This window comes from Halomonas heilongjiangensis, assembly GCF_002879645.1.
Taxonomy (GTDB): domain Bacteria; phylum Pseudomonadota; class Gammaproteobacteria; order Pseudomonadales; family Halomonadaceae; genus Halomonas; species Halomonas heilongjiangensis.
In genome coordinates this window covers 1-11,169 of sequence record NZ_PNRE01000065.1, presented here as the reverse complement: position 1 = coordinate 11,169, position 11,169 = coordinate 1, and the positions used below count along the sequence as shown (strand labels likewise).

At 68.6% G+C, this 11,169-nt stretch carries 10 protein-coding genes and 2 pseudogenes; 5 read left to right on the top strand and 7 right to left on the bottom strand.

What is annotated here, in order from left to right:
• Positions 1-2 precede the first annotated feature (2 nt).
• The 5 genes from C1H66_RS14500 to C1H66_RS14480 all read right to left on the bottom strand — a co-directional run bounded on the left by C1H66_RS14500 (position 3) and on the right by C1H66_RS14480 (position 5,489).
• Complete coding sequence (locus C1H66_RS14500; protein ID WP_240618333.1) at positions 3-590, bottom strand: cell wall hydrolase; 588 nt, start codon at positions 588-590, stop codon at positions 3-5.
• Entirely contained in the window at positions 475-1,959 is a 1,485-nt protein-coding gene (locus C1H66_RS14495; protein ID WP_240618332.1) for an NAD(P)-binding domain-containing protein, read from the bottom strand. The genes C1H66_RS14500 and C1H66_RS14495 overlap by 116 nt, the downstream gene beginning before the upstream one ends.
• Positions 1,956-2,516: an OsmC family protein gene (locus tag C1H66_RS14490; RefSeq protein ID WP_181423486.1), complete on the bottom strand. Its 561-nt coding sequence runs from the start codon at positions 2,514-2,516 to the stop codon at positions 1,956-1,958. Before C1H66_RS14490 ends, C1H66_RS14495 begins: the two co-directional genes overlap by 4 nt.
• Before the next feature lie 106 nt (positions 2,517-2,622).
• Positions 2,623-3,180 (bottom strand): DUF4242 domain-containing protein, encoded by a 558-nt coding sequence (locus C1H66_RS14485; RefSeq protein ID WP_102628594.1) that lies wholly within the window; start codon positions 3,178-3,180, stop codon positions 2,623-2,625.
• Complete coding sequence (locus C1H66_RS14480) at positions 3,177-5,489, bottom strand: ATP-binding protein (RefSeq protein ID WP_170064157.1); 2,313 nt, start codon at positions 5,487-5,489, stop codon at positions 3,177-3,179. Before C1H66_RS14480 ends, C1H66_RS14485 begins: the two co-directional genes overlap by 4 nt.
• Positions 5,490-5,721: 232 nt before the next feature.
• Between C1H66_RS14480 and C1H66_RS14475 the strand changes: the two genes are divergently transcribed.
• Both C1H66_RS14475 and C1H66_RS14470 read left to right on the top strand, forming a co-directional pair.
• Entirely contained in the window at positions 5,722-7,218 is a 1,497-nt protein-coding gene (locus C1H66_RS14475; protein WP_102628592.1) for a pyridoxal-phosphate dependent enzyme, read from the top strand.
• A gap of 40 nt (positions 7,219-7,258) precedes the next feature.
• Complete coding sequence (locus tag C1H66_RS14470) at positions 7,259-7,852, top strand: carboxymuconolactone decarboxylase family protein (protein ID WP_102628591.1); 594 nt, start codon at positions 7,259-7,261, stop codon at positions 7,850-7,852.
• 168 nt (positions 7,853-8,020) lie between these two features.
• On the opposite strand, the pseudogene ycaC reads toward C1H66_RS14470, so the two are convergent.
• Both ycaC and C1H66_RS14455 read right to left on the bottom strand, forming a co-directional pair.
• Positions 8,021-8,632 (bottom strand): annotated as a pseudogene (gene ycaC, locus C1H66_RS14460) (isochorismate family cysteine hydrolase YcaC); the annotation flags it as partial.
• A 74-nt stretch (positions 8,633-8,706) separates the two neighbouring features.
• A pseudogene (locus C1H66_RS14455) lies at positions 8,707-8,932 on the bottom strand (TrmH family RNA methyltransferase); the annotation flags it as partial.
• A 47-nt stretch (positions 8,933-8,979) separates the two neighbouring features.
• On the opposite strand from C1H66_RS14455, the gene C1H66_RS23260 reads away from it, so the two are divergent.
• The 3 genes from C1H66_RS23260 to C1H66_RS14440 all read left to right on the top strand — a co-directional run.
• Positions 8,980-9,630: a transposase gene (locus C1H66_RS23260; protein ID WP_102628590.1), complete on the top strand. Its 651-nt coding sequence runs from the start codon at positions 8,980-8,982 to the stop codon at positions 9,628-9,630.
• A gap of 116 nt (positions 9,631-9,746) precedes the next feature.
• The gene (locus tag C1H66_RS14445; RefSeq protein WP_102628589.1) at positions 9,747-10,031 is read left to right on the top strand and encodes a UxaA family hydrolase; all 285 of its coding nucleotides are present in this window, start codon (positions 9,747-9,749) and stop codon (positions 10,029-10,031) included.
• 2 nt (positions 10,032-10,033) lie between these two features.
• Positions 10,034-11,169: UxaA family hydrolase (locus C1H66_RS14440; protein ID WP_102628588.1), on the top strand; the 1,136-nt coding region annotated here is incomplete at its 3' end.

Below are 11,169 nucleotides of genomic sequence, written 5' to 3'. Positions count from 1 at the left end.
CGCTAGTGTGACGCATCGCCGAGGGGCCGGTAGAAGAAGAACTCGCCGACCTCGATCGTCTTGATGTAGTCCGCGGCCCAGGGGGGCGCCACTGTTCGCTGGTGGAAGTAGAGTGCCCCATCGGTGCGGTCCGGTAGCTGCTGGTTGAGGGCTTGCCGAGCGATCTCCTTGGCGATCTCGTAGCGGTCCTCTTCCATGACCTCATCCGGGCGGCCATCACACCACCACGAGAATTGACAGGCGCCCTGCTCGGAGCCTTGGGTGACGACGTCACAGATCGTATTGGGGAAGCCCTCGTGGCCCAGCCGGTTCATGATGACATTGGCGACCGCCTCCATGTCGGTGGCGGCTTCGCCCTTGGCCTCCCAATAGATGCTGCGGGCGAGGCAGGTGAGCGCATCGTCCAGCGGGGCTTCTCCCGCGGGGTCGACCGCCTGGGCTTCGGGCCTGGTGATGGTCTCGGCGGGCGTCTGACTACTGCTCTCGGGCGCGGCAATCTGTTCGAGTGCTTCGGCCTTGCTCCTGGCGGCTTCCGCCTGCTCCGATCGATCGGCCGCGACGACCTGGCCCGTGAACAGGAGGATGGCCACCCAGGTCGCTATCCATATCCGGCGCATCGGCTGCCTCTCTCGGCTGAAGCTTGCCTGACCCACGCCCGCACGAGCCGCTCAGCGATGTGGACGCTCGATTCCGCTTGTCGAGATAGACGGCCAGGTGGGCGCCGAGTTCCCGAGCGTCGTCGTCGACCCCGTGGATGAAGCTCGACTTGCGCCGGCGCATGAACGGCAGGCCCAGCACGTAGAGCCCCGGGGCGTCGACCACGCCGCCGTGATGCCTGAGCTGCCCCTTGCGGTCGAGCACCGGCACCTGCAGCCACGAATAGTCCGGCCGGAAGCCGGTGGCCCAGACGACGGTGCGGATCACGCCGCTGGCGAGGTCGAGGCCGAGGCGTGGCGAGTCCGGCACCCGGGTCGGCGGCAGGCGTTCCGGCGGCCCCGCCGTGCGATCCAGGCCGCTGTCCCTTGCCCAGCCGTCGATGGCATCGAGCAGCCGCCCCAGCTTGAGGTCCGCCGCGGCGCAACGGGCCGGTAGCGAACCGGAGAACTGCAGCCTGCCATCGCGCAGGCCGGCCAGGCGCCCGACCAGCTCGACGCCGCGGTCGGTCAGCGCATTCAGGTCCAGGGTCGATGGGGCCGCGCTGCCGGCCAACTGCGGCGAGGGCACGCGCCGGGCACGGTCGATGTCGTCCACCTCATCGAAGCGCTGGTCGAGGATGCCGGCCGCCTCCATCCACCACTGGATGTCCCGGCCCCGGTAGTGCCGGGGCAGGCGCACGTGTTCGCCCACGGCCAGCGTCACCGGTCGTCCGGAGCGGTGGATCTCGTCGGCGAGCTGCAGGCCGGTCGCGGAGGCGCCGACCACCAGTACCCCGCCGTCCTCCAACTGGCCCGGGTTGCGGTACTCCCGGGCGGTCACGCTGGCAATGGTCGGTGGCAACTCGGCGGCCAGGGCGGGGACCTGCGGCAGGTTGAAGGCACCGCTGGCGATCACCACCGCCCGGCAGCGCCAGTCGCCTCGGTCGGTGATCACCCGGTAGCCGTCGTCCGCCGGCCGCACCGACAGCACCGTGGTGCCGGTCTGTACCGGGGCCGACAGCCGCCTCGCGTACGCACGCAGGAAGGCAACGACCTCCGGCATCGTCATGAAGCCATCGGCGTCGGGCCCCGCATAGCGGAGCCCGGGTAGCCGACATTGCCAGTTGGGGGTCAGCAGGCGCAGCGAATCCCATCGCTCGTGCCGCCATGAATGGGCCACCTCGCCGCGCTCCAGGAGCACGTGGTCGATGCCGCGTCGGCCGAGGTAGTGGCTCATGGCGAGCCCGGCCTGACCCGCGCCGATGACCACGACGGTCACGGCGCGGGCGGGACCGCGTCGTCGATGGCGAAGGCCGTCGATCATTTCACGCGTACCGAGACGTTGGTGGGGTTGGTGAGGGCGTCGTAGACCGCCGAACGCTTCTGGGACTGGGCGACCAGCGCTTCGATCTCCTCCCGGGTGGCGTCGGCGTCGATCTCGAAGGTGACCCTGATGGCATCGAAGCCGTTGCGCACGTCGCCGTCCATGCCCAGGATGCCCTGGATGTCCATGTCGCCCTCCAGGGTGGCCGTCACCGAGCGCAGCTGGATCTGGCGATTCTGGGCGACGGCGGCGATGCCGGCGGTCAGGCAGCCGGCGAGGCCGACCAGCACGAACTCCACCGGGGTCGGGCCATGGTCCTCCGAGGCGAACACCTCGGGGTGGTCGGCATCGAAGGTGAAGCGGGTCTTGTGCCGCTGCTCCTCGCCGAGGCCATGGTAGCCCTCGATGGTGGCCCGGCTGTGGGTGCCGTTGACCCAGTCGCAACTGGCGCGCCAGGTGAAGCGGGCGGCCGCGGGGGCCTGTGCCAGGGCTTCGCGGGCGCCGAGCAGGGCGGTGACGTTGACGCCGTTGTCGACGGGACGGATGGCGGTCTGCATGGTGGTCTCTCCTCAGGATGTTGTCGTTGTCTGACCGGTGAGTGATCGGTCAGACACGAGAGTGCGCCGGGGCCGTGGGACCCAGCGTGGGAGAGGGCGTGGTTTTTCAGGGGGCGGGCGTGGAAGCGCTGCCGTCCGCGGGAGAAACGAGCTGGAAGGACCAGACGCGATCCATCGGCAGGCCGGCCTGATGCTGGGCCAGGCGCACCGACTCGGCGTCGGGGGCACGGTAGAGGCAGATCATCCGCTTGCCGCTGACTGATAAGAAGGTGCGCACGAAGTGCACCCGGTGGTTCTGCAGGCAGGCCGAGCCGGCATCCTCGAGCGCCTGGATCGCCTCGACGGTGACCGGCTCGTCGAAGGAGCGCTCCACCAGCACGTTGGCGCCGGCCAGGTCCGCGAGGGCGGGCCCCGGGGCATCGTGTACCGTGCCGGCCCACAGCCCGGTGACGTCCGCCCCCGCCTGGCGCAGCCCGATCCGCGCCGCTTCCGCATCCGGGGCGTGGAAGTGGCAGAACAGCCGGTGGCCGTCCTTCGCCAGCAGGCTGCCCTGCCAGGCGATCCGGTGCAGGTCGAAGCACTCCCGCGCCCCCAGCGTCAGTGTCATCACGAGCTCTGCCCCGAGCGGTTCCTCGAAGTACCGCTCGACCAGGACATCGATCATGTTTCCCCCTCCGCTTCCCGGTCGGCCAGCAGCTCGGCGACCCGGTGGCGGGCCCAGCGGGCGACCGGGCCCGGCTCGAGCCTCGCCACCGCGGCCGCATGACGCCGCCGGGCGACGGTGTCGCCGGCGGCGCGATGGGCCTCGGCGAGCACGTAGTGGGCCAGCAGCTGCTCGGTGGCCCGCTCCAGGGTCTGTGCATGGGCAAGCGCTTCCTCGGCGCGGGACCTGGCAGCGGCCGGACGCCCGCGCGCCAGGTCCAGCAGGGCCGCCTGGGTCAGCAGGTACGAGAGCCGGTGCTTGGCGTCGGCATGGCGCAACGCCGGAAGCGCATCCTCGAGCGGCGAGGCATCGTCGTCGAGGGCATAGCGGCAGAACGCCTCCGCGGCTCGGGCGAACGGGGCCTCGCTGCCGTCGCGAAGCCGCTCGCCGATCTCCATGAGGGTGGCGCAGCGTGACCGTGCCGCGGCGAAGCGGGAGCCCTCGACATCGATCATCATCAGGTATTCGTTGGCCTGGAACTCGCCCAGGCGGTCCCCGGTGGCCTTGCACAGGGTGCGTGCGTCCTTGAGGTGCTCATCGGCCTCGGCGAGCCGGTTGTCGTGCCATGCCAGCAGGCCGAGGGCCATGGGGATGGCGGGGTGGCTGATCCGTCGCTGTGCGGCCAGCGCCCGGGCCTGGGCCAGCATGGCGGCCGCCTGGTCCAGATCGCGCTCCAGCATGGCCAGGCACTTGGCCGTCTCCGCCATGGCGACGACCTGGTCATGGTCGTCGGCGCTACGGGTCACCCGCTCGGCCTGCAGCGCCTCCTCGTGTGCCCCCGTCCACTGCCCATGAGCCCAGCGGACCTGGCTCGCCAGCTGGTAGCCGAGGCGGGCGTGGGCGAGGGCGCCATGCTCCAGCGCCCGTTCGGCGAGGGCCACCAGTTCATGGGCGGTGGTCTCCCAGTCTTCCAGCGGGGCGGCACTGAGCATCACGTCACGCAGTTCCAGCATGAGGCAGACGCGCCGGGAGCCGGACAGCCGCTCGGTCAGGGCGAGGCCCTGGCGGGCGAGCCTCACCGCCTCGTCGTTGGCGAAGAAGCGCAGGCACAACCGCCCGGCGGTGACCATGGCCTCGGCCGCCAGCCCCGGGTCACCGCTCGACTGGGCGTGACGCACCAGGTCGGCGGCGTGCTCGAGGTCGAGGGCGGCGTTCTGCCCCAGGAGGTCGGCGACCTGCCGGTGCATGACCTGGCGCCGTGATGGGGTAATCCCCGTGTAGACATCGCGCGCCACCCGCTCGTGGGAAAAACACAGCCCACGCTCGGTGGCCTCGAGGAGCCGTAGCCGCTCGGCCGCGCCGAGGGCCTCGCCGATACGGTTGGCATTCAGCCCGGTGACCCGGCCAAGCATCGCCGGGTCGAGGCAGGGCGCCAGCACCGCGGCCCAGCGCAGCACCTCCCGGGCTTCCGGCTCGAGGCTGGCCAGCGCGGCGTCCACTTCCCCGACTCCGCCAGTGCCGGCAGGCGACGATGCGGGGGGGGCCGGTTCGCCGATGGGGGCGGCGGTCTGGTCGCTGGCGTGAGGGCCTGGCGATGGGGCTGCCACCCGTCCTGCCGTGCCCCGTCGGGCCCGCAGCAGGGCACCGCCGGTGGGGATGCCCGCCTCCTTGAGCAGGCGCATGCCCAACTGGAAGTGCTGCTCGGCCTCCCGGGGACGGTTGAGGATCAGCAGCAGGCGGATCAGCCCGGCGCGGGCGTCTTCGTCGAAGGGGGCCAGCCGGACGAGCGCATGGGCGTGGGCGAGCGCGCGCTCGGGCGTCTCCGCCAGACGCTCGACCAGCGCCGACAGGATCGCCGTCTGGGCGCGCATGGCGCGTTCGCGTTCGGCCAGGCACCAGCTGTGGAAATCGTGGAAGCGCGACAGGTCCAGGCCCTCCAGGAAGGGCCCCCGGTAGCGCATGGCCACGGCCTCGAGCGTATCGATGGGGGCTTGGTGCGGGCCCTGCTCGAAGGCCTCGTGCAGGGCGCTGACGTCGAGGTCGATATCGGAGGTATCGAGCCCCACGCAGAGCCGGTCGGCGATGATGCGGGGGCGCTCGGGATCGTCCGCCAGCCGGCGTAGCTTCGACAGGCTCCAGCGCAGCGACCCGCGGGGATCGTCGGGCAGTTCCCAGAGCAGGTCGCAGAGGTGCTCGCGACTGAAGGTGCGGGGATGCAATGCCAGATAGGCGAGTAGCGCCCGGGTCTTCTTCGATGGGGGGAGTGGCAACGGCTGGCCGTCTCGAAGCACCTCGAGATCACCGAGCAGGTTGAGGGTCAGCGCGTTCATATCGCCCGCCCCGGGTGGGATAACCCTTCCAGTATAGCGCGGCCGCCCATGCCGCCCTCGGCCCGATATCGCCCGGTTGAGCCCGCTGCCGTTCTGGTGCACCGTCACGCCCGGAGCGGCGTCTTCCACGCCGGCCGCTGGAAAAACCACGCTGGCTACCACGGCCACTTCCTCGGGCCCGCCCGATACTCCTGGCAGTGGCAGACACCACCGGTTCCCGAGGAGGCTTGGCATGGCCCGTTACGACAGCATCCTGGACACCATCGGCCGCACGCCGCTGGTCCGGCTCGACACGTTCGCACCCCCTAGGGTGAACCTCTACGCCAAGGTCGAGGCGTTCAACCCCATGGGCTCCGTGAAGGACCGCATGGCGCTCGCGATCATCGAGCAGGCCGAGCGCAGCGGCGAGTTGCGCCCCGGCCAGACGGTGATCGAGGCCACCAGCGGCAATACCGGGATCGGGCTCGCCATGGTGTGTGCCCGCAAGGGTTATCCGCTGGTGGTGACCATGGCCGAGAGCTTCAGCGTGGAGCGGCGCAAGCTGCTGCGCTACCTGGGCGCCCGGGTGGTGCTGACCCCGGCCTCGGAGAAGGGCACCGGCATGCTCGCCAAGGCCATCGAACTGGCCGAGACGCATGGCTACTTCCTGTGTCGCCAGTTCGAGAACGAGGCCAACGCCGAGGTGCACTCCCGAACCACGGCCCGGGAGCTCCTCGACGACTTCCGCGGCGAGGTGCTGGACTGCTGGGTCTCCGGCTTCGGCACCGGTGGCACCCTCAAGGGGGTGGCCCACGCCCTGAAGCAGGCGGACCCGGCGACCCGTGTCGTCGTCGCCGAACCCGACAATGCCCGGCTGCTGGGCAGCGGCCTGGCTCAGCCGCGCCAGGCCGGTGGCGTCCCCACCAGCCACCCGAGCTTTCGCCCCCACCTGATGCAGGGGTGGAGCCCGGACTTCATCTCGCCGCTCACCGAGGCGGCGCTGGCGGCCGGGCTCGTCGACGAACTGGTACCGGTCGCGGGTAGCGAGGCCCTGCGGCTCGCCCGCGAGCTCGCCCGCCGGGAGGGCATCTTCGTCGGCACCTCCAGCGGCGCCACCCTGGCCGCCGCCCTGGACGTGGCCCGGCGCTCGCCCCCGGGCAGCAACATCGTCTGCATGCTGCCGGACACCGGCGAGCGCTACCTCTCCACCCCGCTGTTCGAGGGTATCGGCGAGCAGATGAACGACGAGGAGCTGGCCCTGTCGCGTTCCACGCTGGGCTATCGCTTCGACACCGCGCCCACCGCGGCCCGGCAGCCACCAGCGGCGGGGGGCGAGCGGGCGGCGCTGGATGCGGAGGCCGAACGCTTCGTCGACGAGACCGTGGCGGCGGAACCGGTGGTGATGTTCGCCCTGGAGTGGTGCGAGTTCTGCTGGTCGGTACGCAAGCTCTTCGCCCGGCTGGGCATCGAGTATCGCAGCGTCGACCTCGACTCGGTGGCCTACCAGGCGGACGACCTGGGGGGCAGGATCCGCGCCGTACTGGCCGAACGCACCGGGGCCAGGACCATTCCCCAGGTCTTCATCGGCGGCGAGCATGTCGGCGGCTGTAGCGAGCTGTTCGACGCCTGGCGCGACGGTTCGCTGCGTGGGCGGCTGGAGGCCCGGGGGGTCGCCTACGACCGCGATATCGAGCTCGATCCCTACGACCTGCTGCCCGGCTGGCTGCACCCCCGCACAGCGACGGCGTGACGGACCCCGTGACCCACCCATCCATCGAGGAGACCCTGTCATGTCCTTTATCCAGACCGTGGCACCCGAGCAGGCCTCGGGCGAGGTGCTGGCGATGTACCAGCGCCAGCAGGCCCACTTCGGCTACCTGCCCAACTATGCCAGGGCGTTCAGTCACCGCCCCGAGGTGATGGCGAGTTGGGCGGCGCTGCTGGCGACCATTCGCCGCCATGTCGAGCCCCGGCGGTTCGAACTGGTGACCCTGGCCGCCGCCCAGGCGCTGGGGAATAGCTACTGCTCGCTGGCCCATGGCAAGATGCTGTCGGAACTGCTCGGGGAGGACGAGGCACGGGCGATTGCCGCGGCCGACGGGCGGGACGCGCTGACCGAGGCGGAGCGGGCGATGATGGCCTTCGCCCGTAAGGTGGCGCGGGACGCGAGCAGCGTGAGCCAGGGCGACGTCGACCGGTTGCTGGCACTCGGCTTCGCCGACGAGGAGGTCTTCGACATCGTCACCGTGGCCGCGGCACGGGCCTTCTTCACCAAGGTGCTGGATGGTCTCGGCACCGAGGCGGATGCCGCCTATCGGGAGATGGCGCCCGCGTTGCGCGAGGCGCTTACCGTGGGGCGGGCCATCGCGGCAGCGCCGGGCTGAGGCCGAGAGATCACAACTAGCGGAACAGCCATGAGGCCACCAGGCGCACCACTCGGGGCATGATGGCATAGACCACCAGGGCCACGATGGTGGCGGCGACCAGGCCATGGCGGATGCCCCAGGTGTCGAGGGCCCGGCAATCGCCGGGCCACGCGCGGTTAAGCCCTTCTGGGCGGTGTAGCTCTGGATCAGGTTGGCGTAGGCGGGGAGGTGGCCGGCCAGCAGGCCGCCGAAGCCCTCGATGTCGTTGCGCCAGTCGCGGTGCAGCTCACAGCCGACCCCGAACCAGGTCATCAGCTGGGCGCCGGCCTGGGACATGCGATCCCAGGCGGCCTCGCGGGTGGTCTGGTTGAAGGTGTCGGAGGCGTCGGTGACGACGAACACTTCGTAGCCCTCCTCCAGGGCGGAGAGCATCGGGAAGGCCACGCACACTTCGGTGACCACGCCAGCGATCAGCAGTTGCTGCTTGCCGGTGGCCTTGACGGCCGCCACGAACTCCTCGTTGTCCCAGGCGTTGATCTGCCCGGGGCGGGCGAAGTAGGGGACGTCGGGGAGGGTCTCCTTGAGCTCCGGCACCATGGGCCCGTTGGGGCCGTCCTCGAAGCTGATGGTGAGGATGGTGGGGATCTCGAAGAACCTGGCGATGTCGGCCAGGGCCAGGACGTTGTTCTTGAATTCGTCGGGGCTGAACTCGCGCACCAGCTAGGGCAGGCCGGCCTGATGGTCGACCAGCAGCAGGGCGACGTCGTCCTTGTTGAGGCGGTTGTAGGCATAGGACATCTCATTTCTCCTTGCTTCTTCGGATGGCACGCCCGGCGGGATGCCGGGCGCGGTGGGCAGCGGCAGGCTCCTCACACCTGTACGCAGTCGCTCACTGCCCCCTCCAGCGTGCCCACCACTCGCCTGGTCGATCAGGTCCTCGGCGCCGGCGGCCAGGCGGGCGGCCTCGGGGTCGGGGAACCGACGCGGGGCGACCAGCACCAGGTCGGTCAGGCCCATGGTCTTCATGGCCCGCGCCGAGGCGCCGATATTGCCGGGGTGGAAGGTCTGGACGAGGACGATGCGGATATTCGATAACATAAGATCGAGACGTAAGCTTCGAACCGCAGGCCAGTCGCCAGTGGGCGGTGGCTATCCAGGGAGAGATCGTCGAGCAGTTCATCCGCACCTTTCGGCGGCCGCCGAAGAAGTGCTTGATCCTCGACTTCGACGCCACCGACGACCCGGTGCATGGCGAGCAGCTCGGTCGGCATTTTTCCGGCTTCTACGATGGGTATTGCTTCCTGCCGCTCTACATCTTCTGTGGCCAGCAGTTGCTGGTCAGCTACCTGCGCCCGGCCTATCGCGATGCGGCCCACCATGCCGGGGCCATCCTGGCCCTGCTGGTGCGGCGGCTGCGCCAGGCCTGGCCCGAGGTGAAGCTCGTCTTCCGCGGCGACAGTGGCTTCTGTCGACCGCTGATCCTCGCTTGGTGTGAGCGCCATGGCGTCGAGTACATCGTTGGCCTGGCCACCAAAAGCCGCCTCGAGAAGCTGTCGCTGGATATTCGCTATGAGTCCGCCATCCGCTGGGAGGCCGAGCGTGGAGTTACCCCGATTCAGTGGACGGTACACGGCTTTAGCCTGAGGCTGCCGCCCGAAGGCTACCGTGCTCGGTGTAAGGCACTGAGTTCTATCACGTTATCACGCTCTTTGGTGCTGCTGAACGACTTCGTCGTGGTGTGTCGTCCAGCTTGCGATGCACGGCAGGCTGCCACATATCCTGTAGATGACATTTGACCGTCCTGTATCCTATGTCATATATATAGGTTGTGAGTGGTTAGAGGCCAGACTTGGCCAGGTGCCCTGGCCACCGGGTAGCGCCAACAGGCTTCACGTAACGAGGGGAGACATCGATGAGTATCGATTTCGTGGTACACGATGCCGGCGACAGCGTCGGCGTGGTGGTAGTCGAGGGGGTCGAGGCCGGGCAGAACTTGACCGGTTGGGTGATGCACCAGGACCAAACGATCACCTTTGAGGTGCTGGACCCGATACCGATCGGTCACAAGCTGGCAATTCAGGATCTGTCTGAGGGCGATACCGTGATCAAGTACGGCGTCGACATCGGTCGTGTTGTTCAGCCGATCAAGAAGGGCGAGCACCTTCACGTCCACAACGTCAAAACCAAGAGGTGGTAAGCATGGAACTCAAGGGTCGCAAGTTCATGGGCTATCGTCGCGAGAACGGCCGCGTGGGGGTGCGTAACCACGTGATCGTCTTGCCGGTAGACGACATTTCCAATGCCGCCGCCGAGGCTGTCGCCAACAACATCAAGGGCAGTCTCGCTTTGCCTCACCCCTATGGCCGGTTGCAGTTCGGTGCCGACCTGGATCTGCACTTCCGGACACTGATCGGTACCGGCAGCAATCCCAATGTGGCGGCCGTGGTGGTCATCGGCATCGAGCCGGGCTGGACCAGCAAGGTCGTCGACGGGATCAAGGCCACCGGCAAGCCGGTCACGGGCTTCTGGATCGAGCAGAACGGTGATCACAACACCATCTGCGCAGCATCCAAGATGGTACGCGAATACGTGCAGTATGCCTCCGAGCTGCAACGTGAAGAGTGCGACATCAGTGAGCTCTGGGTCTCGACGAAGTGCGGTGAATCCGACACCACTTCGGGCTGTGGGGCCAACCCCACCGTGGGCAATGCCTTCGACAAGCTGTACGAGGCGGGATGCACCCTGGTGTTCGGCGAGACCTCGGAATTGACCGGGGGTGAACACCTGGTGGCGGAGCGCTGTGCCACGCCAGAAGTTCGCGAGAAGTTCCAGGCCATGTTCGATCGCTACAGTGACATGATCGATCGTCACAAGACCAGCGATCTCTCCGATTCGCAGCCTACCAAGGGGAATATCGAAGGCGGTCTGACGACCATCGAGGAAAAGGCACTGGGCAATATCCAGAAGATCGGCCACCGGTGCCGTGTCGATGGCGTGCTCGACAAGGCCGAGGCGCCGGACAAGCCGGGGCTGTGGTTCATGGATTCCTCCTCGGCAGCGGCGGAGATGGTCACTCTCTGTGCCGCCTCGGGATACGTGGTGCATTTCTTTCCCACCGGCCAGGGCAATGTCGTCGGCAATCCCATTCTTCCGGTGATCAAGATCTGTGCCAACCCTCGGACGGTGCGAACCATGGGGGAGCATATCGACGTCGATGTGGCCGGGCTGCTGGCACGCGAGGTCAACATGGACGAAGCCGGCGATCAGCTGCTCGAGATGATGCTGCGCACCGCCAATGGTCGCCATACGGCCGCCGAGGCGCTGGGGCATCGTGA